Below are 23872 nucleotides of genomic sequence, written 5' to 3'. Positions count from 1 at the left end.
CGCCCCTCTCGGTGGTATCCCCACCCCTTTATTAACTCGCGGGCGGGGGGGGGGGGGGCGCCCCCCCCCCCGCCCCGGGGGGGGGGGGGGGGGGGGGGGGGCCCCCCCCCCCCCCACGCCGCCGAGCGCAACGCCCCCGCGGCACCGAGCCGCCCGGCCGACACCGAGCCGGCACCGAACTGTTCGAACAACAGCAACCACAAGCCCTGCTGGGAATACCAGACCTGGTACTGGACCTACGACAACTGCAACAAGGCGGGCACCGCGGCGGTGAACGCCGACCGCGGCAAGTTCGACAACCACGTGTGCGTGTTGACCGGCAATGGCGTGGGCGTCGGCCTCTGGCTGCACAAGTTGCACGACTGATCGTCCGCCGGACCCCACCCACCCCGAGGCCGTCCACCTCGGGTCCGGGTCCGGTACGCGGCCCGGCCGGCGGCAACGCACGGAACGCTCCGGCCGGGCGCCGCCCCACTCCCCCCCACCCGCACGCCCCACCCACCTACCGCACCCACCTCGCGACACGTACGGTAATCGAACGTGTACATACCGTTCGTTCCCGGTTTCGGCCCGTAAGGTCGCGAGGGTGATGCCTCTGGATCGCCGAAGCGTGCTTCGACGTCTCGCCGGAGCGGCCGCGCTCGGCGCGGCCGTGAGCGGCTGCGGCGACGACTCCCACCCTTCGGCGACCCGCTCCCCCGCCGCCGCACCCGGCGGCAACACCCCGACTCCGACCGGGCCTTCCGGCCCCATCGCCCGCACCGGCGCCGCTCCCGAACCGCCGCCGCTGCCCGCCGACCTGCCGTTCCACGTCGCCTCCGGCCCCGCCGATCGGCCCAACGTGGCGCTGACCTTCCACGGTCAGGGCAGTGCGGAGAGCGCCGACTCGCTGCTCGGCCTCCTGGAGGCGGCCGGGGCGCGTGGGACGGTCCTGGCCGTGGGGTCGTGGCTGGACGAACAACCGCGCATGGCCGGGCGGGTGTTGGCCGGTGGGCACGAACTGGGTAACCACACGATGAACCACGGCGACATCTCCGCGATGTCGGCCGAACGCACCTACGCCGAGATCACCGACTGCGCCGACCGGCTCAGGCGGCTCACCGGCTCGATCGGACGCTGGTTCCGGCCCTCCCGGGCCGAGGACTGTACGCCCGTCGTCTCCGCCCAGGCCCGGCGCGCCGGATATGCCCATTGCCTGGGCTACGACCTGGACTCACTGGATTTCACCGACCCCGGCCCCACCGCCGTCACGCGCACCGTGCTCGACGGGGTGCGACCAGGCTCGGTGGTCAGCCTGCACTTCGGACACCCGGGCACCGTAGCCGCGATGCCCGCCATCCTCGACGGCCTACGCACCCGCGGACTGCGGGCGGTCACGATGTCGGAGCTCGTCACCTGATGACCACTCACCTCTCCCCCACCCGCCGCCGCCCCGGCCGCATCGCGCTGTTCCTGGCCGGCTGCTGTCTGGTCGCCTCCGCCGCGTGCGGGTCGTCGACGGACACCCCGGCGAAGCCCGCCCCGATCAAGACCTCCGCCGCGCCGGTGGAGGCCGCCCCGGTCCCCGCGCAGCCGGCCCCCGAACCGGCCAACCTCCTGCCCGGCATGCCGCCACCGCTGGACCCGCACGACCTGTACGCCGCCGACCGCCCCGGCATGCTCGCCGACGCGGTCAAGGGTTTCCCGTCGCGGGTGTACGTACCCAACACCGAGTCGAACACGGTGAGCGTGATCGACCCGGCCACCTACAAGGTGATCGAGACGATCAAGGTCGGGCACCAGCCGCAACACGTGGTGCCCTCCTGGGACTTGAAGACGTTGTGGGTCAACAACGACCTCGGCGACACGCTCACCCCGCTCGATCCGGCCACCGGCAAGGTCGGCGCGCCGGTGCCGGTGGACGACCCGTACAACCTCTACTTCACCCCGGACGGCAAGTACGCGGTCGTGATGGCTTCGATGGACCGCCAGTTGGTCTTCCGCGACGCGCACACGATGGCCGTGGTCAAGGCGGAGCCGAGCCAGTGCGCGGGCGTCAACCACGCGGACTTCTCCCCCGACGGCAAGTACTTCATCGTCTCCTGCGAGTTCTCCGGCGAACTGCTCAAGGTCGACACCGCCGAGATGAAGGTGGTGGCCAAGCAGAAGATCCCGCTGTCGGGCTCGATGCCGCAGGACGTCAAGATCTCCCCCGACGGCAAGACCTGGTACATCGCCGACATGATGGCCGACGGCGTGTGGGTGCTCGACGGCGACACCTTCAACACCCCGACCCGGCTGCGCACCGGCAAGGGCGCGCACGGCCTGTACCCCAGCCGCGATTCGAAGAGCCTGTACATCTCCAACCGGGGCGAGGGCTCGATCTCGGTGCTCGACTTCGCCACCGGCGCGCTGACCGCCAAGTGGGAACTCCCCGGCGGCGGCAGCCCGGACATGGGCGGGGTGTCCGCCGACGGCAAGGTGTTGTGGCTCAGCGGGCGCTACAACAAGGAGGTGTACGCGATCGACACCACCGACGGGAAACTGCTCGCCCGGATCCCGGTCGGCGTGGGCCCGCACGGCCTGTGCGTCTACCCGCAGCCGGGCCGCTACTCGCTCGGCCACACCGGCGTCTTCCGCTGACCGCCGGGGGGCGGCGAGGAGTGCCCGTACCTCGCCGCCCCCGGGTCAGTCCCGACCGCGCACGTCGCCCAGCCCCGGCCACCGCTCGGCGAGATCCGTCTCCCCCGGGGGCAACCCCAGTTGGTCCAGCACCCGCATCACGATGTGGTCGACGATGTCGGCGACGCTGCCCGGGTTGTCGTAGAACGCCGGCATCGGCGGCACGATCCGCGCACCCATCCGGGCCAGGGCGAGCATGTTCTCCAAATGAATCTCGCTCAGCGGCGTCTCCCGGGGCACCAGGACCAGCGGTCGGCGCTCCTTGAGCGTGACGTCGGCCGCGCGGGTGATCAGATTGTCGGCGAAGCCGTGCCGGATCGCCGCGAGCGTCTTCATGCTGCACGGGACCACGACCATGCCCGACACCGGATACGACCCGGACGAGACGGTCGCCCCCAACTCGCCGAACCGGTGCGTGGCATCGGCGAGTTCGACGACCTTGCGAACCGGGTACGGGGTCTCCACCCCGATCGTGGTGCGGCCCCAGGGGCTGAGTACGAGATGGGTCTCCACCTGCGGCAACTCACGCAATACCTCCAGAAGGCGAACGGCGATCGGCGCGCCGGTGGCGCCGGTGATCCCGACGACGAGGCGGGTGGGGGCAACGGTCGACACGGCGGGCTCCCGAGAAGTCGAAGGGCTGGTCACAGGGGCAGGACTCCCTTCCAGCGCCGACGCAGCGCCTCACGGGTCGCCTCGTCGAAGCGGTTCGCCGCCGGGAATCGGTCCTTCCAGGCGAAGGGTTTGCACGCGTCGATCAGCACGACGCCCATCGACAGATCCCCCGCCTCCCGCCGCTCCGGCGCCAGGCGCGGGTCGATCGCGGTGGTCGGGGCGCGCAGCACCTGGATCGACTCCGTCGGGTCGACCCGGGTGAACATCGCCCACAACACGTGATTGATGTCGGTGATGTCGATGTCCTCGTCGACCACCACGAAGTAGCGCTCCATGCCGCCGGTGCGCTTGCGGCCCAGCGCGGCGAACAGCGCGTGCATCGCGTCGCCCGCACCGGTCTGCTCGATCGAGACGACCATCATCAACTGCCGGGCGTACGCCCACACACCCTTGACGTTCTGCACCCCGGACGCCTCCAGGTGCTCCCACGTCACCGAGGCCGAGTAGAGCGGTACAGCCTGGTCGCCGGCAGGCACCGTCGGCAACATCGGCGGCGCACCGAGGATGATCGGATCGTCGCGGTGCAGGATCCGGGTCACCCGCACCACGGTCTCCCGACCCGAGTGCGTGTAGTAGCCGGTCCACTCGCCGAAGGGGCCCTCCAGGACCGACTCCTCCTCGACCGGCGGCAGTTCGCCCTCGATCACGATCTCCGCGTGCGCCGGGACGGGCAGTTCGCTCCCCGGCGGCAGCAGCACCTCCACGCCGCGCCCGCGCAACCCGCCGGCCAGGTCGTACTCGGACATCCCGGCGGGCGCCGCCATCGCCGCCGCGGTGGACAGGATCGGGTCCTGGCCCACCACCACGGCGATCGGACAGGTCTGCCCTCGCGCCCAGTACTTGCGCGCGATGGCCAGGGCATGCCGGTTGCCCAGCATCCACAGGGACAGCCGATCCCGACCCTGGACGCAAGCCCGATAGGTGCCGATGTTGACCCAGCCGGTGTCCGGGTCGCGGGTGATCACCATGCACGCGGTGCCGATGTAGCGACCACCGTCGCCGTCGTGCCATTGCGGCGTGGGGAAGACGCCGAGGTCGACGTCGTCGCCGACCAGTACGTTCTCCAGGACCGCACCGGTCTCCACCCGCACCGGCGGGATCGGCTCCAGCCGCCCGGCCAGGTCCTTCCAGGCCCGGACGATGTCCAGCTTCGGAGTGTCCGGCGCCAGCCCCAGGGCTACCGCGGTCCGCGCCGCCGTGCCCATGAAGTTGGTGAACACCCGGTACCCAGGCGGGAATCCCGGGATGTTGTCGAACAGCAGCGCGGGCCCCTCGCGCTCCGCCATCAGCTCGGTGATCCCGCCGATGTCCGCGTCCCGGTCCGCGCCGTCCACGCGGCGGACCTCGTCGGAGCCGAGGGTTTCGGTCAGATGCTCGATGTAGTGCCGCAGATCCGTGAAAGCGCTCATGGGACGAGGATCCGAAGCGGCCGAGGGCGGCGGCAACGAGCCTGCTCGCGGATGCCGGATTTCGCCGAGGATAGACTTCGGATGTGTGGAATACCTCGATTTGCAGCTGATCCATGCACTGAGAATCGACGGACGGGCACCGCTGCGCCGGATCGCCTCGGTGCTCGACGCCTCCGATCAGATGGTCGCCCGGCACTACGCGCGGCTGCGCGAGACGGCCGGGCTGCGCGTGGTCGGGCGGCTCAATCCCCGCCCGGTGGGACAGACCGTGTGGCTGCTGCGGCTGCGGTGCGTGCCCAGCGCAGCGCTCGGGCTGGCCCGGGCGTTGGCCGAGCGGGAGGACACCCGCTGGGTCCGGCTGGCCTCGGGCGGTACGGAGATCATCTGCCACCTGGTGGCGGCCGGCGCCGACGACGCGGACCGCGACGCGTTGCTCCTGGACCGGATCCCGGCCGCGCGGCGGGTGCTCTCGATCAACGCGCATCGGTTGTTGCGCATGTTCAAAGGCGGCCCCTCCTCCTGGGACGGCCCCGCGTGGGTACTCGGCCGACCGGCCCTGGACCGGGCTCAGCGGGACGCGCTCGCCTCCGGGTTCCCGCCGCCGACCACGTGGACGGCGCCGGTGGAGCTGAGCGAGTTCGACCACGCCCTGGTCGCCGCGCTGGGCCGGGACGGGCGCGCGTCGCACGCCGCGCTCGCCGTCGAGGTCCGCCGGCACGAGTCCACGGTGCGCCGCCGGATCGCGCAGCTGCGTGGGGCCGGCGCGTTGTTCTTCGACCTGGAGGTGGACGAGCGCCCGCTGGGCAATCCGACGGCGACCACGATGTGGATGTCGGTCCGGCCCGCGTATCTGGCGGCCACCGGCGCCGCGCTCGCCGAGCACCCCGAGGTGGCCTACGCGGCGGCGACCACGGGCCGCACCAACCTGTACGCCACCGTGCTGTGCGCCGGCGACGAGGCACTGTACGACTACCTCGCCGACCGGATCGGCGCGCTCCCGGGCATCGACGCGGTGGAGACGGCGCCGGTCATCCGCACGGTCAAGCGGGTGGGGGCGGTGGGGCGGGGCGGGCGGTGAACGCGGGGCCGGAGAGCGCCGAACACGGCTGACGGGGAGCGCCGGGTTCGGCGCTCCCCGTCAGCCGGTGCCGGTTTCCCCGGCTACTGCTTCGCGCCCACCGCGTCGATCGGTTCGACGCGCAGGAGCCGTCGGGTGATCGGGGCGACCGACAGCGGTGCCAGAAGCAGGGCGGCGGCGCTGATTCCCAGCAGCAGCGGGACCGGCACGTAGGGGGTGCTCTCGCCGAACGCGCCCTTGCCGAACGGGACGAGGGTGATCATCGCGATGGTCAGGCCGAGCGCGAGCCCGATCACCCCGACCAGGGCGGCCTCGCCGCGGACGACCGCGCGAACCTGGGTGCGGGTGCTGCCGATCATCCGCATCAGACCGAGTTCGCGGCGCCGGGCGACGGTGGACACGATCATCGTGTTGACCGCGGCGATGGTCGCGAAGCCCGCGAGGATGACCAGCATCACCTGGTTGGTCCACTTGTTGGTCTCGCGGTCCTGGTCGCGTTCCGCGGCGTAGCCGGCCCGGTCGGAGATCCGGGTGTCGGGGTGGGCCCGCGCGACCTTGGCGAGTGCGGCATCCACGGCGGCCGGGTCGGCCCGGTCGGCGAGGCGTACCAGCAGGCGGGTGTCCAGGGCGGCGTCGACGTGGTGTTCCACGGTGGCGCGCGGGAGGGTGACGGCGGCGGTACCGAGGCCGCGGTCGTAGGTGGCGACCAGGGTCGGCTTGATCCGGGTGCCGTCGCCGAGCCGGATCTCGATCGGCTTGCCGAGCCGGGCCTTGACCGTGTCGGCGGTGAGCCGGTCCATCGCCACCGCACCGCCGGGCGGCTGCGCGGCGCCGGGGCGCAGCGCGTCGGTGCTGCCGGCACGTACCCCCAGGTCGAGCACGCGGGCCAGGTCGGTGTCGGTGCCGCCGATGCCCTGGGTCGAATACTTCTGCAGGTCGTCGGAGCCGGCCATGACCACGTTGGTGGCCAGTACGGAGGTCACCGCGGCGACCCCGGGCACGCGGGCGATCTCGGTGGTGGTGCCGGCCGGGAATCCGGGTCCGCCGATCACCCGGTCGGCGGTCAGCGCGGCCTTGGACTGCTTCTCGCTGTAGTGGTCCTGCGCGGCGAACATGAACATCAGCGTGGTCGCGAAGGCGACGGTGAGGGTGATCGGGGTGATCGCCGAGGCGAGTCGGCGCGAGTTGGTGCGGGCGTTGTCGAAGGCGAGCCGGCCGGGGGCGCCGAACAGGCGCAGGAGGAATCCGGTCGCGTACACGAACAGGTGGGCGATCAGCGGGCCGAGCAGTCCGACGCCGAGCATGAACAGCATGATCACGCCGCCCGCCGCGCCGACCGCCTGGTCGCCGGTGGCCTTCATGGCGATGCCGGAGAGTACGCCGCCGCCGGCCAGCGCAACGAGGCCCAGGACCAGCCGGACCCAGCCGACCCGGGCCCGCTCGACTCCCGCCTCGCCCAGCGCCTCGGTCGGCTTGGTCCGCGCACTGGCGCGCGCCGCCATCAGGCCGGCGAGCAGCGCGGAGAGCAGGCCCGCGCCGACCGCGACCAGCATCGGGACCGGGCCGACGGCGAGGGTGACGCCGTCCTCGATCATGCCGCGGCCGACCATGGTGTCGAACCACCAGCGGGCGAGCAGCGTCCCGGGGAGCACGCCGGCCAGGCCGGCGAGCAGGGAGACCATCGCGGTCTCGGTGGCGATCATCCGGCGGATCTGCCAGGGGGTGGCGCCGACCGCGCGCAGCAGCGCGAAGTCGCGGCGCCGCTGGGCCACGGACAGCGAGGTGGAGCCGGCCACGACGAAGACCGCGACCGCGGCGACGATGCCGCCGAAGGACGCGCCGACGCCGATGAGCAGTTCCTTGGTGTCGCCCAGGCCGGGGTGTTCCACCTCGCCGCGCCCGTCGCCGGTGCGGACCTCGGCGCCGGTGCCCTTGAGCACCTTGCGCAACTCGCCGGCGACCTTGCCGGTCGAGGTGTGGTCGGCGAGCAGTACGCCGAACGCGGTCACCTTGCCGGGGTTGCCCGCCAGGCGCGCGGCCTCGGTGTCGGCGACGTAGAGCCGGGCGTCGGTGCCGGGGAGTACGGCCGACACGCGCAGCGGGACCTCGCCGGCGGGCGTGGTCACCCGGACCGTGCCGCCGGTGGTCGCGCCGGCGCCGATCCGGTGCGCGGCCTCGGTGGTCAGTACCGCTTCGCCGGGCCGCGGCGCGGCGCCGTCGTGCGGGGTGCCGGCCAGGCGGGCGGCGGACCAGGGGTGCGCGTCGAGTACGGCGGTGGGGGTCTGCGCGGGGAAGGTCAGGTCGGGCAGGACCGCGGCGACACCGGGTACGGCCGCGATCCGGGCGGCGAGCGCGGCGTCGACGCGGGCCCGCTCGGGCAGCGCGACCTTCACGTTCTCCTTGTCCTCGCCGCTGCCGAAGGTCTTGCTCGTGGTGGTCGGCCCGGCGACCACGATGGGGGTGTCGGCGTAGCGGCCGGCCGGTACGTGGGCGCGGATTCCGCTCTCCAGGAAGATCCCGCACATCGTGACGAGCATGGCGGCGAACAGCAGGGCGACGAAGGAGCCGGCGAACGAGGCGGGCCGAAAGCGTACGGAGGTGCGGGCGAGCCCGTTGGGACGGCCCATCAGGCGGCCCGCCCCTGGGCGCGGGCGGGCTGGGACAGGCCGACCATCCGGGCCGCGACCGCCTCGGGGGTGGGCGCGTGGAGGTGGCCGGCGAGGTTGCCCTCGGCCAGGAAGACGACCCGGTCCGCGTAGGAGGCGGCGACCGGGTCGTGGGTGACCATCACGACGGTGGCGCCGGTGTCGTCGACGGCCCGACGCAGCAGCGCCAGCACCTCGGCGGCGGTCGTGGTGTCGAGCGCGCCGGTCGGCTCGTCGGCGAACAGCACGTCGGGCCGGGTGACCAGCGCGCGGGCGATGGCGACGCGCTGCTGCTGGCCGCCGGACAGCTGCGCGGGTCGGCGGCCCGCGTGCTCGTGCAGTCCGACCATGCCCAACACCTCGGCGGCCCGGCCGCGTTCCGGCCGCTGTCCCGCGAGGCGCAGCGGGAGCAGTACGTTCTTCTCCACCGTCAGCGACGGCAGCAGGTTGAACGCCTGGAACACGAAGCCGAGCCGGGTCCGGCGCAGCCGGGTGAGCTGGTTCTCGTTCATCGCGGTGAGGTCGTCGTCCCCCAGCAGCACCCGCCCCGAGTCGGGCTTGTCGAGCCCGGCGGCGCAGTGCAGGAACGTGCTCTTCCCGGATCCGGAGGGGCCCATGACGGCGGTGAACGTGCCCCGGGGGATGTCGAGGTCGACCCCGCGCAGCGCATGCACCGCCTCGGCACCGCGCCCGTACGCCTTGGCGACGGCTTCGAGCCGGACGGCGGAGGTGTGGGTGCGGGGGGTGTGCAACGGGTGCGGCGGCGCACCGAACGTGTCGTGGTCCGGGCGGGGAGGTACGACGGGTCCCGTCCGCGCCCGCCGGTCGCCTCGCTTGCCTCGCCCGAACATGGTGCCTCCCACAAAGAAACGAACATCGGATTCGATACCCACGACGCTACGGAGACCAGGAGCCCCGGAACATGGGGAAGGCGGGCCGAACGGGGGTGGGCCTGCCCCCACCCCCGAGGGCCCGTGAGCTGTACCAACCCGCCCCAACCCCGGCACCAGGGCCATGGCCCGCTCCACACGGGGCCGGCGCCCCCGGGGGCCGGACCGCAACCGCACCCGGCTCGCTTCGGGGGGTTCGACATCGGCGGCGACGTCAAGGCGGCGCGCGGCGCGTACGACAAGTTGCGGGCCGCCGCCGCGTGACGAACGCTCGACCCGGTTGGGCTCGCCCGCACGAACGGCGAGGGCCCCATCGCCGATTCGGCGATGGGGCCCTCCACTACGTACCGCGGCTCACGTACCGCGCGATCAGTGCACCAGCACCGGCACCGCGATCTCGTCCGCGTCCGCGTCCGTCTCCCCGTCCTTGCCGCCCGACGCGACCGGCTTGCTGTCGCCGTGCCCGACGGTGATGAACGTGAACGCGATCGCCGACGCCAGCGCCAGGATCCCGACCGCCCACCAGATCGCGGTGGCGAAGCCGTGCACCATGGCCTGCATCTTCAGCTGCTCCAGGCCGCCGGAGCCGACCGCGTGCGAGGCCACGTAGGACGTGGTCGCGCTGGCCGCGATGGTGTTCAGCAGCGCCGTACCGATCGCGCCGCCGACCTGCTGCGAGGTGTTGACCATGGCCGAGGCGACGCCCGCGTCCCGAGGCTGCACACCGTAGGTGGCCAGGCTCATCGCCGGCATGAACGCGGTACCCATGCCCAGGCCGAGCAGGATCTGCGCGGGCAGGATCAGCCCGGCGTAGGAGCTGCCGACCTCGATCTGGGTGAGCATCAGCATGCCGATGCCCGCGGTCAGGAAGCCCGGACCCATCAGCAGTCGGGCCGGAACCCGGGTCATCAGGCGCGCGCCGATCTGGGTGGAGCCGGTGATCATGCCCGCGATCATCGGCAGGAACGCCAGGCCGGTCTTGACCGGCGAGAAGCCCTTGACGATCTGGAGGTAGTAGGTGAGGAACAGGAACATGCCGAACATCGCGATGATCGCGAGGCCGAGCGAGAGGTAGATGCCGGCCCGGTTGCGCTCGGCGACCACCCGCAGCGGCAGCAGCGGGGCCTTGACCCGCGCCTCCACCGCGACGAACGCCAGGAGCAGCACCGCGGCGGCGACGAACAGGCCGATCGTGCTGCTCGCGGCCCAGCCGTGGCTCTCGGCGCGGGTGAAGGCGTAGACCAGGGTGCCAAGGCCGAGCGAGGACAGCAGCACGCCGGGGATGTCCAGCGGCGAACGGTTGCGGGCGCCGGCGGGCTCGCGGATGACCATGACCGCACCGGTCGCGGCGACCACGGCGAACGGGATGTTGACGAAGAACGTCCAACGCCAGTTCATGTATTCGGTGAGCACGCCGCCCAGGATCAGGCCGACCGCACCACCACCACCGGCGATCGCGCCGAAGATGCCGAACGCCTTGGCACGTTCCTTGGCGTCGGTGAACATCACCGCGAGCAGGGACAGTGCGGACGGGGCGAGCAGCGCACCGAAGATGCCCTGAAGCGCGCGGGCGCCCAGGAGCAGGCCGGTGTTCTGGGCTATGCCGCCCAGCGCGGAGGCCGCGGCGAAGCCGATCAGGCCGACGATGAAGGTACGGCGCCGACCCCACAGGTCGGCGATCCGGCCGCCGAACAGCAGCAGGCCGCCGAAGGCGAGGGCGTAAGCGGTGATCACCCATTGTTTGTTGCCGTCGGAGATGCCCAGGTCGGTCTGGGCGGACGGCAGCGCGATGTTCACGATCGTGCCGTCGAGGACGACCATCAGCTGGGCGATCGCGATGAAGATGAGCGCTTTCCAGCGCCTGGAATCGGGGGCGGCGGACACGGCCGGAGCGGTTTGAGACATGGAAGTACTCACTCTTGGGGGGTGTGACGCGACGGTGGGCGTCGCGGAATGGACGGTGCGCGCGCCCTCGCTCGCGCGGAGGAGGCGAGCGGCAGGTGCGAGGTTCGTTATCGGTACGCGCTCACGCGACAGGTCGCTGTCGGTACGCGCTCACGAGGAGAGGTCGTCGGTACGCGGCCGCGGGGCGGACACGAGGCGGTCGGGGACACGCGGAAGTCGCTGGGGCACGTCAGGACCGGGTCGGCCGGGCCTCGCCCTCCTTCTTCAGGTGGTCCAGGTCTCGGATCGTCACGACGGCGCCGGAGAGCGGAGTGGGGTCCGATACGCGCAGGCCGTCGAGCAGCACGTCGAGGTGCCGATGCGCGAAGGCGTCGTTCGCCACGCAGCCGCCCATCCCGGGCAGCGGTCGGGTGAGTTGGGTGATCGCGACCAGCAGGTCGCCCGAGCCGATGTCGGCGCGCAGCAGGCCCTCGACGCGAGCTCGTGCCATCAACGACTCGACCAGGTCCTCCAGGCGGTTCCGGGCCGCGATCAGCTCGGGGTGCGCCTTGTCCACGGTGTCGGACATCAGCGTGCACAGCGCCCCGATCCGTTCCTCCGTCGCGGCGTGCGCGAAGCGTCGCAGGGCCGCGAAGGCCCGCGACTCCTCGGCCGCGGCGCGCTCGCCGTGCTCGGTGATGCGCTCCAGGACGGAGAGGATCACCCGGTGGGCGAGTTCGCCGCGGTCGGCGAAGTGGCGGTACAGGGTCGCGTTGCCGACCCCCGCGCGCCGCGCGACCTCGTCGAACGGCACCTCGGCGCCGTGTTCGACGTACATCTCGCGGGCCGCGGCGATGATCCGCTCGCGATTGCGTCGGGCATCGGCACGAAGCTTCGGACCCCGATCCTCGACGACGTCGATGATGGTGACGCGGTCGGTGAGTGTGCTGCCCATGATCCGGCTCCTTCCCTTGTCTGCCGTTACCCGACGGGTAACCGGGGAGTGATTCCCCGATTGTCGATCCGCTCGGTTAAACGGACAGGAAGTCCCCGGATATTTCGAGAGGCTCTGTAACCTGCGTCACACCATCTCGATCGCGCCTACGATCCCTCCCCCATCGGTCTCCTACCAGGCAAAAGACTCCGGGGAAGGCCCCGGGCCGGGAAAGATCCGGTCGAGTTCGGCCAGGGTGTCGGCGTCCAGTTCGACCCGCAGCGCGCGCAGCGCCGACTCCAGCTGGCCGAGCGTACGGGGGCCGACGATCGGCGCGGTCACCTCGGGGCGGGTGAGCAGCCAGGCCAGGGCGACGTCGCCCGGCGGGACGCCGATCTTGGCACACAGGTTCTCGTACGCCTGCACCTGGTCGCGTCGCTCCGCCAGCTGTGCGGTGACCCGGCCGGCGCCGCGGCGGTGTCGGTCGCCGTCGCGCTCCGCGGCCAGGACGCCGCCGAGCAGGCCGCCCTGGAGCGGCGACCACGGCAGAACGCCGATCCCGTACGCCCGCGCGGCCGGCAGCACCTCGGCCTCGGCAGCGCGCTGGGCCAGGTTGTACAGGCACTGCTCGCTGACCAGGCCGAGCGTGGGCCGCCGGGCGGCGGCCTCCTGAGCCTGCGCAAGATGCCAGCCGGCGAAGTTGGACGAGCCGACGTAGAGCACCTTGCCCTGAGCGACCAGCAGGTCCATCGCCTGCCACAATTCCTCCCACGGCACCCGGCGGTCGATGTGGTGCATCTGGTAGAGGTCGATGTGGTCGGTGCCCAGCCGGCGCAGGCTGTCCTCGCAGGCGCGGCGGATGTGCCGGGCGTTCAGGCCGCCGGAGTTGGGCCACTCGCCCCACGAGCCGTAGACCTTCGTGGCCAGCACGACGCGGTCGCGGTGGTCGCCCCGGGCCAGCCAGCGGCCGACGATCTCCTCGGTCGCGCCGCGGGCACCGGTGCCGGCGACCTGGTCGCGGCCGTACACGTCGGCGGTGTCGAAGAGGTTGATACCGGCGTCGAGCGCGGCGTCCATGATCCGGCCGCTCTCGTCCTCGTCGGTGGCCGGACCGAAGTTCATCGTGCCGAGGGCGAGCCGGCCGACGGTCAGCCCGGTACGCCCGAGCTGCGTGTAGGGCATTTCGGGCGTGGCGGCGGAGGTCGTGGTGGAGGTCATGTCCTTGTCGCTGCCCAGGCGCGGACGGGGGCAACCACCCCTTCGGTCAGCGGCCGGCCGCCAGTCGGCGGGTGTGTTCCTCCCAGGCCGCGGTCAGTCGGTCGACGGCGGTTTCCAGGGTGTCGGCCGACTCGGCGAAGGACAGCCGTACGCCGTGGTGATGGCGGCCGTCCACACACGCGGCGGCGCCGGGGGCGACCAGGACGCCGTAGCGTGCGGCCAGGTGTACGAAGGTCGTACTGTCCGCGACCGGCAACTCGGCCCACATCGACAGGCCGGCGCGCGGCGCGGTCACCCGCCAGGCGGGCAACTGCTCGGCCACCAGAGCGAGCAGCAGGTCGCGGCGCTCGGCCAGAGTCCGGCGCAGCCCCTCCTGCCAGCCGGCGTCGGCGGCGCGCAGCAGCCGGGCGGCCACCACCTGCGCGGGCACACTCGGCGCCACGGCGGCGGTCGCGGCGGTCTGCGCGAGGTAACCGCGCAGCGCGTCCGGCACCCGAAGCCACCCGATCCCCAACCCGGCCCAGAACATCTTCGACATCGACCCGACGGCGATCACCGCGTCATCGGCGGCGGCGAGGGGGGCGAGGCGGTCGGCGCGGGGTGCGGGGACGTCGGCGGAAGGCGTGGTGCGGTTGTCGGGAGGTGCGGGGAGGTCCAGGGCGGCTTCGGAGAGGTTTTCGAGGAGGATCGCGTTTCTCGTGTGGGCCGGCGCGAGCAGCGCTCGGCGGCGGGGGGCGGACAGCGGGGCGCCGGTCGGGTCGTGGGCTGGGGAGGCGACCAGGATCAGCGGTGCGTGCAGGCGGGCGGCGGCTCGGTCGACGGCGGATACGTCCAGGCCGCCGGGGTCCACGCCGATGCCGATCGGGCGGCCCCCGGCGGCGGTGACGGAGGCCGCGAAGCCGGGTGTGGTCGGGCAGCCGGTGAGTACGGGGCGGCCGGGCGAGACCAGCGCCGCGATCACCAGGGACCACGCGTGTCGCGCGCCGGCGGTCACGATCACCTGCTCGGCGGTGGTCGGCAGGTCCAGGTGCGCGGTCAGGTGCGCGGCCAGGGCCTCGCGCAACTCGGGCAGGCCGCCGGGATACCGCCCGTGGCCGTCCCGACCGGACAGCGCGATCGTGTCGTCCACCGGCGGCAGGTGGCCGGTGCCGGCCGGTACGGAGCGGGACAGGTCCACCACCTCGTCGTCGGCGACCAGGCGGCGGACGGGCGCGGCGACGGTGGGCCGGCTCCATCCGGGCCGGCGTTCGACAAAGGTGCCGGCGCCCTGGCGACGGGACACCAGGCCGGCCTCGGCCAGCGTCTCGTAGGCGCGCACCACGGTGCCGCGGCCGACCCCGAGGGCGTCCGCGAGCGGGCGTTCGGCGGGCAACCGGGTGCCGGCCCCGGCCACGCCGCGCTCGATCGCCTCGGCCAGCGCCTCGGTGATCCGCCGGTGGCGCGGTCCGGTACGGGAGCGCCAGTCGTCGAGGGCGATCCGCACCCACCATTCGGGATCCTGGTCCATTCGGTCAGATTGGCACTGTCTCGGGCACCCGACAACGGGCACGCTGGTCGGCACAGCGGGCGGCCCGTGGGTGGCCCGGCCTGTGCCGGCCGACCCGTGCCCCTGCCCCGGCCCCCGCTCCCGGCTTCCGACGAAAGGCCCCGCCGTTGTCCCCCACCCCCACCCTCGCCCGGCGATTCTGGGAGGCGATCGAACCCGTGCACGCGGTCGCCTACTTCGCGCCCGAACCGGCCGCGGCAGCCCGTGCGCTCGGCCTGATCGGCTGGTGGATGGGCTACTTCGCGGGCCGCCTGGCCCCGCTCGGCCCGGTCCGCGCGCCCGAGGCGAGCGCGCTGTGCTTCGCCTTCGCGCCCGCCCGCGTGGCCCGGGCACTGCCCGACGCGTGGGCGTACACCACGCCCGAGAAGGTGCTCGACACCCGGCTCGGCGCGGTGGAGACGGCGCTGTCCCGGGTGTTGCCGCCGGTGGGCGCGCGGCACCTGGAACAGCTGACCGAACTCCTGGAGACCGCCGTCGAGGGCTGCGGCCACGAGGGCCGGGCACTGGCCGCCGCGTGGTCGGGCGTACCGCGTCCCGACGGCGTGCTCGGCCGGTTGTGGCTGGCGAGCACCGTGCTGCGCGAACACCGCGGCGACGGCCACGTGATCGCGGTCGCGCACGCCGGCCTCACCGGCCTCGAAGCCGGGCTGACCCACGCCGCCACCGGCAACGTCCCGCGCGAGCTGCTGCAGAGCACCCGGGGCTGGACCGACGCGCAATGGGAGACGGCCCGGCGGCGCCTGGTCGCCAAGGGCCTGCTCGACCGCGACTCCCGACTCACCCGAAGCGGCGGCACGCTGCGTCGCGACCTCGAACACGCCACCGACCGCCTGGCCGCCGACCCGGTCACCCGGCTCGGCGCGGCCGGCGTCGAGGAGGCGATCCGACTGGCCACACCGCTGGCCCGGCACCTGGTGGACCGCGGCGTGATCCCCGTACCCAACCCGATCGGAGCACCCCGTCCATGAGCGCCACTGTCATCGAGCCGACCCTGCGCGTGGCCCGCGACGGCGCGATCACCACGTTGACCATCGACCGCCCGGACAAGCTCAACGCGCTCGACTACGCCACCATCGACGCGCTCACCGCCGCGCTGGACGCGGTGGAGGCCGACGACACGCAGCGAGCCGTCGTCCTGACCGGCGCCGGCGAGCGGGCGTTCAGCGCCGGCGCCGACATCACCGACCTCGCGGGCAGCATCGCCGGCGGCGTGGATCGTGCGCTGCGCGAGATCGTCCGCCGGGGCCAGGGGCTGACCCGGCGCATCGAGGAGTTCCCCAAGCCGATCATCGCGGCGGTCAACGGCCTTGCCTACGGCGGAGGTTGCGAGGTCACCGAGGCCGCGCCGCTGGCCCTGGCCGCGGCGCACGCCACGTTCGCCAAGCCGGAGATCGGCCTCGGTTTTCCGCCGCCGTTCGGCGGTTCGCAGCGGCTGCCCCGACACATCGGCCGCAAACGCGGCCTGGAGCTGATCCTGACCGGCGACCCGATCGACGCGGCCCGCGCCGCCGAACTCGGCCTGGTCAACCGGGTGGTGCCGGCCGCCGACCTGCTCGACGAGGCCAACGCCCTGGCCGAGCGGATCGTCCGCCACTCGGCGAGCGCGGTACACGCGTGCCTGGCGGCGGTCACCCGGGGAATCGGCCTGCCGATCGACGAGGGCCTGGCGGTCGAGGCGTCCTGGTTCGCGGTCACCGTGCCGACGGAGGGCGTCGCGAACGGCCTGGCCCGCTTTCGCGACCGCCGCCGCCGGTGAACCCGCGGCCCGTGAACCCGCCGCCCGTCGCCCGCCGCACGCCGAAACGCGGTGTCCGAATGCCGCCGGCATCGCCCGTGCCGGCGACGCAGGCTTGAGGCATGACCACCACTACGAACCCCGCGCCGACCTTCGTCGTCCAGCCGATTCCCGCCGACCTCCTCGCCGACGTGCGCGCCACCGGGCTGGACGTCTCCGGCAATCCCATCGAGACCCACATCGCGAAGAGCGGCCATCCGCTGCGCTGTTGCCTGCGCGAGGCCGAGCCCGGCGAGGAGTTGATCCTGTTCGGCTACGAACCCCCGCTGCCGACAAGCCCGTACCGCGAGATCGGCCCCGTCTTCGCACACGCCGCGCCCTGCGCCGGCCCGGCCGACACCGGCTACCCGGCCCAGTGGCGCTCGCGTCCCCAGGTCTTCCGCGCCTACGACGAGCACGGCCGGATCCACCCCGCCACGCGCGTGTACGAGGGCGACGCGCCGGAACCGGTCCTGGCCGAGATGCTGGCCGACCCCGAGGTGGTCCTGATCCACAGCCGCAACATCGGCTACGGCTGCTACATGTTCGGCGTGACCCGCACGGACGGCTGACCGGCCGATCGGAGCCGGCGAGTATGGGGGCGCCGCCGCGGTCGCCGAGGACGGGGCGGTGGAACGGGAGTGGTGGCTGCCGGAGCCACGGCGGGGGCAGCCGTCCCGGGCCGGGTGGCAATGGAGTTCCACTTCGTCGACTACGTCGTGCCCGCCTGGGACGTCGCGGTCGGCCCGGACCGGGTCCTGGGCCTGCGCGGGGCCTATGCGCCCGACCGGTCGGGCGCATAGGCCCCGTGCGGCGGATCTCGGCGCGGTGTCGGGCGGCGCGGCGCCGCCGGGATCCGCCGGATCGGCCCGCAGCCGAGGCCGCCCCCGTCGCGCCGGTACCGGCCGGCCGCGGCGCGCGCCGGTACGCTCGCCCGGCGGGGTGGGCAGGGTGCGTATCGGAGGCGATGACGATGGTCGAGCAGGTCGCGGTGGGACTGGTCGGGGCCGGGCCGTGGGCGAGTTCGGTACACGCGCCGGTGTTCGCGGCCGGTCCGGAGACGCGGCTCGCCGCGGTGTGGGCACGCCGGCCCGAGGCGGCCGAGACGCTGGCCCGGGCGCACGGGGCCGCGGTGTGCGCGGACTTCGACGAGTTGTTGGACCGGTGCGAGGCGGTGGTCTTCGCGGTCGCCCCCGAGGCGCAGCCCGCGTTGGCCGAGCGCGCCGCCCGGGCGGGCAAGGCGGTGCTCCTGGAGAAGCCGATCGCGGCCGACCTCGACACCGCGCGCCGGCTGGCCGATGTGATCGGCGAGGCGGGGGTCGGCTCGATGGTCACGCTGAGCGCCCGCTACGCGCCGCGGGTCCGGGAGTTCCTGGCCCATCTGGAGAGCGTCGAGACCCCGTGGCGGGGCAGTCGACTCGCCTGCGTCACGGACGCGTTCCTCGACGGCCCGTTCGCGGCGTCGCCGTGGCGGCAGGCCCGAGGGGCGATTCTCGACGTGGGTCCGCACGCCTTCGACCTGACGAGCGTGGCGCTCGGCGAGATCGTGGACGTACGCGCCGAGTCGCCCGGTGCCGGTTGGACCGCGCTGCAGCTGCGGCACGCCGGCGGCGCGGTGTCCCAGCTGGTGCTGTGTTGCACCGCGCGCGGCGGCCACCGGTACGACCTGGAGGTGTTCGGCTCGGACGAGGCCGTCACGCTCGACCTGAGCGCGGCGATCGAGGCATCCGCCTTCGCGGTACTGCGGGCCGAGTTCGCGGCGCTGGTTCGCGACGGCGGCGAACACGTGTGCGATGTGCGTCGCGGGTTGTACCTCCAGGGGATCATCGCCCGCGCCGAGGAACAACTCGCCGCGGCACGCTGACGTACGCGCGCCGCGACGTGCTCCGTCGGGGCCGCCCCGCCTCGGGCCGGCCTCGGCATGGGCGGGCGGGATCAGGCCGTCGGCTTGCGGGCGATGCCGCCGGCCATCAGGCGCTGACCGACCGTCAGCGGCTCCTGGACCGGCTCCTCGGGTCGCCACTGCGGCAGGAAGACCACGCCCGGATCGATCGACTCGAAGCCGTCGAAGTAGGCGGTGATCTCCTCCAGGGTGCGGAACCGGCCCGAACCCAGGTCGGTGAGCAGCGCCTTCTCCAGCGCCAGCGCGTCCGGGCTGGAGGCGCAGAAGTGAGTGAGGAACAGGAAGCTGCCGGCCGGGAGCGCCGCCTTGTACTCCTCGACGATGCGCTCCGGGCCCTCGTCGTCGTTGAGGTGGTGCACCACACCGACCAGCATCAGGCCGACCGGCTGGTCGAAGTCGATCAGCGCGCGTACGTCCGGGTGGTTCAGGATCTCGGCCGGCTCGCGCAGGTCGGCGGTGACCACCGTGGTGTACTCGTTCTCGGCGAGCAGGGCGCGGCCGTGCGCCAGCACGATCGGGTCCTTGTCCACGTAGACCACGCGGGCCTCGGGCGAGTGCGCCTGGGCCACCTGGTGGGTGTTCTGCACGGTCGGCAGACCGGACCCGAGGTCGAGGAACTGGCGGATGCCCTGTTCGGCCATGAACCGCACCGCGCGCCCGAGTATCGCCCGGTTGTATCGGGCGACGTCGCCAATCTCCGCGACGATCGCCAGCGACGCCTCGGCGATCGCGCGGTCGACCGGATAGTTGTCCTTGCCGCCGAGCACCGCGTCGTAGACCCGGGCGATGCTGGGCGTCGAGATGTCGATGCCGACCGGCCGCCAGCCGTCGTCGGGGCCGTCCGCACCGTCGGCCGAGGGCCTGCCGGTCGCCTGCGCGTCGTCTGTCATGAGGGGCTCCGTCCATCGGGGGAGGAATGAGGGGTTCCCGTTGGCGGTAAGCCTATTGGTGATCTTGCCGTTTCGTTGCCACGAACAAGGACCAACCCCGGGGTCGCGCGGTCCCGACGCGGCCGACCAACTCACCTGCGGCGAGCGGCAGTCGGTACGCGGGACCCGCGAACCCCCCTCGACCGGCGCGGAGTCCCGGCCGGATCTCATCCCTCATCCGCTACGGGTCACCCGGTACCGCTCCCACCGTTGCCGCCGGCGCCGTCGCCGCCGGCGTGCCGATCGCCGTAGCGGCGCTCGAACTTGGCGATCTCGCCCTCGGGGTCCACCGGGCGGGCGTTGCCGGTGTAGAAGGGATGGCTCTTCGAGGAAATCTCCACGTCGATGACCGGATAGGTGTTGCCGTCGTCCCACTCGATGGTCTGCTCGCTGACCGCGGTGGACTTGGTCAGGAACGCGTATCCGGCGGAGCGGTCCCGAAAGACCACCGGGCCGTAGGCGGGGTGCTTGTCCTGCTTCATGGCTGCTCCTCGAAGTGATCGGGGTCGACGGGACGGGTCGGTGAACGAGACCCCGGACCGGGCCGTTTCCCGATCCGCCACCGCGCCAACACACGTCACCCCGAACTTCTTCCGGCAACGCCCGAACGCCCACCACCCACGCCCAGCGCCACCAACAACCCAACCCCCGCGAGACCACACACCCATACAGCCCAACACACGCCCTGACAACGGGGCACACGGGTCGGCACAACCGGTTGGGTGGGCGAGTGCGCCTTGGCGGCGGGGCGCACAGGTCGACGCAACCCCCCGGGGGACGGGGCGGCTCGGGGGGCGAGGCGCACCCTGGCGGCGGCGCGCAGGTCGGCGCCACCGCTCAGGGGGCGGGTGCGCCTTGGCGGGGGGCGCACGGGTCGACGCCACCGCTCGGAAGCGATGCGCTCCATGGCTGCGGGGCGCGCGGGTCGATGCAACCGCTCGGGCACAGGGGCTCGGGCTGCGGGGTGCGTGGGGCGGCGCGACCGGTTGGGGGTGGGTGGGACTTGGCGGCGGGCGCGTGGGTCGGCGCGACGTGCTCGGGGGCTGGGCGCGGTCGATGTGGTGGGCGCTGGGCCGCGCGGCCATCGGACGATAATGGTGCGATGGATCGTCTCGCGTATTTTCGGCACGAGGTGCGGGCCTTCGAGATCGCCGTGCGGCGGGTTGTCGGTGCGGGGGAGGCCCCGTTCGTGCCGTCCTGTCCGGAGTGGACCGTCACCGATCTGGTCGGCCACCTCGGCGCCGTGCATCGCCTCGTGACGGCGGTGGTGGCAGGCCGGCTCACCGCGATCCCGGAGCACTCCGACGCGTCGGTGTACCACCTACCCGACGAGCGCGACGGCTGGCCGACCCCCGGCAAGGCGCCCACCCCCGGGCCGCTGCCGGTCGGCCTGGTCGACTGGTTCGCCGACGGCGCGAGTGCGTTGGCCGCGGCGTTCGCGGACACCCCCGGCGAGACCGCGGTCTGGACCTGGTCCGAGGAGCAGACCGTCGACTTCTGGGTGCGCATGCAGACCATCGAGGCGGCGGTGCACCGCTGGGACGCCGAGAATGCCCTCGGCCCCGCCGCGCCGATCGCGGCCGAATTGGCCGTCGACGCGATCCGGCAGAACTTCGAGGTGATGGCGCCGGCCCGACGAGAGCGGAGGGAGGCCGCGCCGGGAGCCGGGGAACACCTGCGATTCCGGCGTACGGACGGCCCGGAGGCGTGGTCCGTGCGCTTCGACGGCGATGTGGTCCACCTCGACGCCCCGGGCACCGCCGACGTCGAACTGGCCGGCACAGCCTCGAACCTGATGTTGTTCCTGTGGCAGCGCATCCCGGCGGACCGCCTGACCGCGACCGGCGACCGGGCCGTACTCGACCGCTACTTCACCCTCGTGCCCGCCCTGTAGGCGCGCACGCCCCCGATGCCGGCCGCCGGCGCCGGTCCCGGTGGATCGCAACGCAGCACCACGAAGCCCAGTTCCGCGCCCACCTGTTCGCACCCGGCGGCAAGCAACCGGCCCAGATAGGCGTTCTGTTCCGCCACCGACACCGGAAACCCGGCCACCCAGGTGTCCGCGACCACCCATCGGGGACGGATCCGCGGATCCGGGAGCAGCGACACCACGTTCCGCGAAGTCAACTGCGGCACCAGGTGATTGGTCGCCGATACCGGCACGCCCTCGGGCACCAGGTCGACCATGCGCCGCGCCGCCGCATAGCGCGGGTCGCCGCGCCAGAAGGCGGCGTGCGGCAGCTCCCGGAACGGGAAGTCGCGGACCAGCAGCACCGCCACGAGCAGGCAACCCACCGGCAACACCCGGGCATGGCCCCGGACGACCCACCGCCGCGCGGCGCGCAACCGCGGCCAGGCGTCGAGCAACGCGAGGAACAGCACCGGCATCAGCGTCGCGCTGTAGTGGAAGTGTGTGCCCCAGTGCAGCGGTACGTCGGACAGGAACCGCCAACCCAGTGTCGGCAGCGCGACCAGCGCCACCGGCGAGCACAGCGCCGCACCGCCCGTCACAAGCAACAGCAGCCATACCGTGTGCAGTTGCTGCTCGACCCGGGCGCCCGGACCCGGGGTGTCCGCCGGCCCGCCGGTGAACGAATCCCAGTACGGATAACCGCCGTCCGGATTCGCGGCCGGCAACACCACGCCCACCACGAGCGCCGCGACGACCAGTCCGAACCCGGCCAGGGCGAACCCGTACCGCACGGCCGCCCGATCCGGCTCGGGCGAGTGCGCGTGCGCGTGCGCGTGCGCCGCGCGATGGGCGACCAGCAGGCCGACCACCGCGACCGTCACACCGAGGTCCTCCTTGACCAGGACCAGCGGCACCGACCAGGCCACCGCCGCCCGCAGGTGCCCCTCGACCAGCGCCGCGAGCGCGAAGGCAAGCAGCGGCACCGCGAACGCGACCTCGTGGAAGTCGAAGCGAAGCAGGCTCTGCAGGCCCCACGACAGGGCGTACGCCACGCCCAGCGCGGTGCCGCCGGCGACCCCGCAGCGCCGCACCGCGGCCCGGGTCACGGGCAGTACGGACAGCCCGACCAGCAGGGCCTGCGCGACCAGCAGCGTCTCGGCGGCGGGGAAGATCCGGTACACCGGCGCGAGCAGGGCCAGGATCGGGTGGAAGTGGTCGCCGAACACGTTGTATCCGGCCCCCTTGAGGTCGGCCACGGGGGCGCGGCCGTGTGCGTAGGACCGCACCACCTGCTCGAAGATGCCCAGGTCGAATCCGGTGGTCTCCAGCCGGTGCTGGCGCCGCACCCCGTGCGCCGCGTAAAGCGCGCACGCGCACCCTGCGACCAGCCAGGGCAGCGCGCGGGACGCGAACCGGGCCGGTGCCGCCGGAGCACCCCGTTCGGGCCGGCGCGGATCGTGTCGCACCCGGCTCGGGAGCGGGGGGCCGACGGTGGTCGTGTACTCGCTCACCCAGCGAAGGCTGGGCAGCGAACCCGACGCGGCGGCGCGGCGACACGGTTTTCGCGCGATTGATCCCCCGACCGGCGGAGTGGCGCTGAGCCGTCGGGGGCGGACGGGGCTGCGGCGCGGGCGTTCGTGGGCGGCCCGTCGAGGGCCCTACTCCGGGTCGTGGTCGGCCCGGTCGAGGTGGGGGCGCGTACCCGTGGCGCCGCCGGCCGCTCGGGGGAAGGGGCGCGGGTAGTGGGCGCCCAGGTGGAAGCGGTCGGCGAGGGCATCGGCGAAGGCCGCCGCGATGCGGACCTCGCCCGCCGGGTTGGGGTGCAGGCCGTCGGCGGTGTGGTCGCCCGCATCGAACTCGGCGTCGGTGCCGGCCACCACGATCGGCGAGTCTTCGGTGTCCAGGTCGGCGGCGATCGCGTCGATGCGCGCGTTGTAGCCGGCCGCGCGGGCGGCGAACTCCGGGTCGGGGCCCGCATGGTGCGTGGGCAGGACGTGGCCGAGCACGATCCGCAGGTTCGGATTGGCGCGGCGAGCGTCGGCGATGGAGGCCCGCAGGTCGGCCTCGAAGCGGCCCGGATCGATCGCCGGCCGGCGCAGTTCGTCGACGCCGAGCAGGACCAGCAGATAGTCCGGCCGATGCTCGGCGACCTCGGCCCGGATGTCGTCGAGGGGGTCGTCGGAGCCGACCAGGTCGAGCCGCACATCGTGGGCGCGCAGATGCCGCCAGAGCCGATATCGCCAGGTCCGGGCGCCACCGCCGACGTGTCCGATCGCGTCGCCGGCGATCATCACCGGCACCTCGTGCGTCGCGCCCGACATCGTGGCCTCCCGGGTCGATCACCGGCCGTGTCCGGGGACGGTTCCCTCCCACACGCTAGGTTGGCCGCCCACGCACCGCCCGCCCGGCTACCG

At 73.2% G+C, this 23872-nt stretch carries 21 protein-coding genes; 9 read left to right on the top strand and 12 right to left on the bottom strand.

Going from position 1 to position 23872, the window contains the following annotated elements:
* Positions 1–589 precede the first annotated feature (589 nt).
* Both ACWGR4_RS30150 and ACWGR4_RS30145 read left to right on the top strand, forming a co-directional pair.
* On the top strand, positions 590–1399 hold the full coding sequence (locus ACWGR4_RS30150) for a polysaccharide deacetylase family protein (protein ID WP_452133839.1): 810 nt from the start codon (positions 590–592) through the stop codon (positions 1397–1399).
* Positions 1399–2622, top strand: a complete 1224-nt coding sequence (locus ACWGR4_RS30145) for a YVTN family beta-propeller repeat protein (RefSeq protein ID WP_380003656.1) — start codon at positions 1399–1401, stop codon at positions 2620–2622. Before ACWGR4_RS30150 ends, ACWGR4_RS30145 begins: the two co-directional genes overlap by 1 nt.
* Before the next feature lie 45 nt (positions 2623–2667).
* Here the strand turns inward: ACWGR4_RS30145 and ACWGR4_RS30140 are convergent, their stop codons facing one another.
* Both ACWGR4_RS30140 and ACWGR4_RS30135 read right to left on the bottom strand, forming a co-directional pair.
* A complete protein-coding gene (locus tag ACWGR4_RS30140; RefSeq protein WP_452133835.1) occupies positions 2668–3276 on the bottom strand; it encodes a UbiX family flavin prenyltransferase in 609 nt (202 codons plus the stop codon).
* Positions 3277–3305: 29 nt separating this feature from the next.
* Positions 3306–4745: a UbiD family decarboxylase gene (locus tag ACWGR4_RS30135; RefSeq protein ID WP_452133834.1), complete on the bottom strand. Its 1440-nt coding sequence runs from the start codon at positions 4743–4745 to the stop codon at positions 3306–3308.
* An 85-nt stretch (positions 4746–4830) separates the two neighbouring features.
* Here ACWGR4_RS30135 and ACWGR4_RS30130 point away from each other — a divergent pair, with 85 nt between their 5' ends.
* Positions 4831–5823: an AsnC family transcriptional regulator gene (locus ACWGR4_RS30130; RefSeq protein WP_452133833.1), complete on the top strand. Its 993-nt coding sequence runs from the start codon at positions 4831–4833 to the stop codon at positions 5821–5823.
* A gap of 83 nt (positions 5824–5906) precedes the next feature.
* On the opposite strand, the gene ACWGR4_RS30125 is transcribed toward ACWGR4_RS30130, so the two are convergent.
* The 6 genes from ACWGR4_RS30125 to ACWGR4_RS30100 form a co-directional block, all read right to left on the bottom strand.
* Positions 5907–8450: an FtsX-like permease family protein gene (locus ACWGR4_RS30125; RefSeq protein WP_452134273.1), complete on the bottom strand. Its 2544-nt coding sequence runs from the start codon at positions 8448–8450 to the stop codon at positions 5907–5909.
* Positions 8450–9319 (bottom strand): ABC transporter ATP-binding protein, encoded by an 870-nt coding sequence (locus ACWGR4_RS30120; protein ID WP_380003651.1) that lies wholly within the window; start codon positions 9317–9319, stop codon positions 8450–8452. The genes ACWGR4_RS30125 and ACWGR4_RS30120 overlap by 1 nt, the downstream gene beginning before the upstream one ends.
* Before the next feature lie 408 nt (positions 9320–9727).
* Positions 9728–11263 carry an MFS transporter gene (locus ACWGR4_RS30115; protein ID WP_452133770.1) on the bottom strand — a complete coding sequence of 512 codons (1536 nt, stop codon included), beginning with the start codon at positions 11261–11263 and terminating at the stop codon, positions 9728–9730.
* Positions 11264–11492: 229 nt separating this feature from the next.
* Positions 11493–12197, bottom strand: a complete 705-nt coding sequence (locus ACWGR4_RS30110; RefSeq protein ID WP_380003649.1) for a TetR/AcrR family transcriptional regulator — start codon at positions 12195–12197, stop codon at positions 11493–11495.
* 171 nt (positions 12198–12368) lie between these two features.
* On the bottom strand, positions 12369–13358 hold the full coding sequence (locus ACWGR4_RS30105; RefSeq protein ID WP_452133774.1) for an aldo/keto reductase: 990 nt from the start codon (positions 13356–13358) through the stop codon (positions 12369–12371).
* Positions 13359–13440: 82 nt separating this feature from the next.
* Complete coding sequence (locus tag ACWGR4_RS30100) at positions 13441–14901, bottom strand: aminotransferase-like domain-containing protein (RefSeq protein WP_452133771.1); 1461 nt, start codon at positions 14899–14901, stop codon at positions 13441–13443.
* Between the two features lie 146 nt (positions 14902–15047).
* Between ACWGR4_RS30100 and ACWGR4_RS30095 the strand changes: the two genes are divergently transcribed.
* The 5 genes from ACWGR4_RS30095 (at position 15048) to ACWGR4_RS30075 (ending at position 18578) form a co-directional block, all read left to right on the top strand.
* Positions 15048–15908: an SCO6745 family protein gene (locus ACWGR4_RS30095; RefSeq protein WP_380003647.1), complete on the top strand. Its 861-nt coding sequence runs from the start codon at positions 15048–15050 to the stop codon at positions 15906–15908.
* Entirely contained in the window at positions 15905–16696 is a 792-nt protein-coding gene (locus ACWGR4_RS30090; protein WP_452133772.1) for an enoyl-CoA hydratase-related protein, read from the top strand. Before ACWGR4_RS30095 ends, ACWGR4_RS30090 begins: the two co-directional genes overlap by 4 nt.
* 101 nt (positions 16697–16797) lie before the next feature.
* On the top strand, positions 16798–17286 hold the full coding sequence (locus ACWGR4_RS30085) for a DUF1203 domain-containing protein (protein ID WP_452133773.1): 489 nt from the start codon (positions 16798–16800) through the stop codon (positions 17284–17286).
* 72 nt (positions 17287–17358) lie between these two features.
* A complete protein-coding gene (locus ACWGR4_RS30080; protein ID WP_452134272.1) occupies positions 17359–17517 on the top strand; it encodes a hypothetical protein in 159 nt (52 codons plus the stop codon).
* A 170-nt stretch (positions 17518–17687) separates the two neighbouring features.
* The gene (locus ACWGR4_RS30075; RefSeq protein ID WP_452134271.1) at positions 17688–18578 is read left to right on the top strand and encodes a Gfo/Idh/MocA family protein; all 891 of its coding nucleotides are present in this window, start codon (positions 17688–17690) and stop codon (positions 18576–18578) included.
* Between the two features lie 71 nt (positions 18579–18649).
* Here the strand turns inward: ACWGR4_RS30075 and ACWGR4_RS30070 are convergent, their stop codons facing one another.
* Positions 18650–19507: an SAM-dependent methyltransferase gene (locus ACWGR4_RS30070; protein ID WP_452132476.1), complete on the bottom strand. Its 858-nt coding sequence runs from the start codon at positions 19505–19507 to the stop codon at positions 18650–18652.
* 227 nt (positions 19508–19734) lie between these two features.
* Positions 19735–20028, bottom strand: a complete 294-nt coding sequence (locus tag ACWGR4_RS30065; protein WP_452132477.1) for a type B 50S ribosomal protein L31 — start codon at positions 20026–20028, stop codon at positions 19735–19737.
* A gap of 620 nt (positions 20029–20648) precedes the next feature.
* Between ACWGR4_RS30065 and ACWGR4_RS30060 the strand changes: the two genes are divergently transcribed.
* Positions 20649–21440 carry a maleylpyruvate isomerase family mycothiol-dependent enzyme gene (locus ACWGR4_RS30060; RefSeq protein ID WP_452132478.1) on the top strand — a complete coding sequence of 264 codons (792 nt, stop codon included), beginning with the start codon at positions 20649–20651 and terminating at the stop codon, positions 21438–21440.
* On the opposite strand, the gene ACWGR4_RS30055 is transcribed toward ACWGR4_RS30060, so the two are convergent.
* A complete protein-coding gene (locus ACWGR4_RS30055) occupies positions 21413–22969 on the bottom strand; it encodes a DUF2079 domain-containing protein (protein WP_452132479.1) in 1557 nt (518 codons plus the stop codon). The two genes, ACWGR4_RS30060 and ACWGR4_RS30055, sit on opposite strands and share 28 nt — an antisense overlap.
* 147 nt (positions 22970–23116) lie before the next feature.
* Positions 23117–23779 carry an SGNH/GDSL hydrolase family protein gene (locus ACWGR4_RS30050; protein ID WP_452132480.1) on the bottom strand — a complete coding sequence of 221 codons (663 nt, stop codon included), beginning with the start codon at positions 23777–23779 and terminating at the stop codon, positions 23117–23119.
* Positions 23780–23872: the final 93 nt, after the last annotated feature.

It is taken from the genome of Embleya sp. NPDC055664 (genome assembly GCF_053618075.1).
Note: the sequence above shows the minus strand (reverse complement) of the source record. Positions and strands in the feature narration are given on the sequence as shown.

Bases quoted from the DNA above. Each gene is read 5' to 3' on its own strand.
- ACWGR4_RS30150 (WP_452133839.1), top strand. From the start codon at position 590: ATGCCTCTGGATCGCCGAAGCGTGCTTCGACGTCTCGCCGGAGCGGCC.
- ACWGR4_RS30145 (WP_380003656.1), top strand. From the start codon at position 1,399: ATGACCACTCACCTCTCCCCCACCCGCCGCCGCCCCGGCCGCATCGCG.
- ACWGR4_RS30135 (WP_452133834.1), bottom strand. From the start codon at position 4,745: ATGAGCGCTTTCACGGATCTGCGGCACTACATCGAGCATCTGACCGAA.
- ACWGR4_RS30125 (WP_452134273.1), bottom strand. From the start codon at position 8,450: ATGGGCCGTCCCAACGGGCTCGCCCGCACCTCCGTACGCTTTCGGCCC.
- ACWGR4_RS30120 (WP_380003651.1), bottom strand. From the start codon at position 9,319: ATGTTCGGGCGAGGCAAGCGAGGCGACCGGCGGGCGCGGACGGGACCC.
- ACWGR4_RS30115 (WP_452133770.1), bottom strand. From the start codon at position 11,263: ATGTCTCAAACCGCTCCGGCCGTGTCCGCCGCCCCCGATTCCAGGCGC.
- ACWGR4_RS30110 (WP_380003649.1), bottom strand. From the start codon at position 12,197: ATGGGCAGCACACTCACCGACCGCGTCACCATCATCGACGTCGTCGAG.
- ACWGR4_RS30105 (WP_452133774.1), bottom strand. From the start codon at position 13,358: ATGCCCTACACGCAGCTCGGGCGTACCGGGCTGACCGTCGGCCGGCTC.
- ACWGR4_RS30100 (WP_452133771.1), bottom strand. From the start codon at position 14,901: ATGGACCAGGATCCCGAATGGTGGGTGCGGATCGCCCTCGACGACTGG.
- ACWGR4_RS30090 (WP_452133772.1), top strand. From the start codon at position 15,905: ATGAGCGCCACTGTCATCGAGCCGACCCTGCGCGTGGCCCGCGACGGC.
- ACWGR4_RS30085 (WP_452133773.1), top strand. From the start codon at position 16,798: ATGACCACCACTACGAACCCCGCGCCGACCTTCGTCGTCCAGCCGATT.
- ACWGR4_RS30075 (WP_452134271.1), top strand. From the start codon at position 17,688: ATGGTCGAGCAGGTCGCGGTGGGACTGGTCGGGGCCGGGCCGTGGGCG.
- ACWGR4_RS30070 (WP_452132476.1), bottom strand. From the start codon at position 19,507: ATGACAGACGACGCGCAGGCGACCGGCAGGCCCTCGGCCGACGGTGCG.
- ACWGR4_RS30065 (WP_452132477.1), bottom strand. From the start codon at position 20,028: ATGAAGCAGGACAAGCACCCCGCCTACGGCCCGGTGGTCTTTCGGGAC.
- ACWGR4_RS30060 (WP_452132478.1), top strand. From the start codon at position 20,649: ATGGATCGTCTCGCGTATTTTCGGCACGAGGTGCGGGCCTTCGAGATC.
- ACWGR4_RS30050 (WP_452132480.1), bottom strand. From the start codon at position 23,779: ATGTCGGGCGCGACGCACGAGGTGCCGGTGATGATCGCCGGCGACGCG.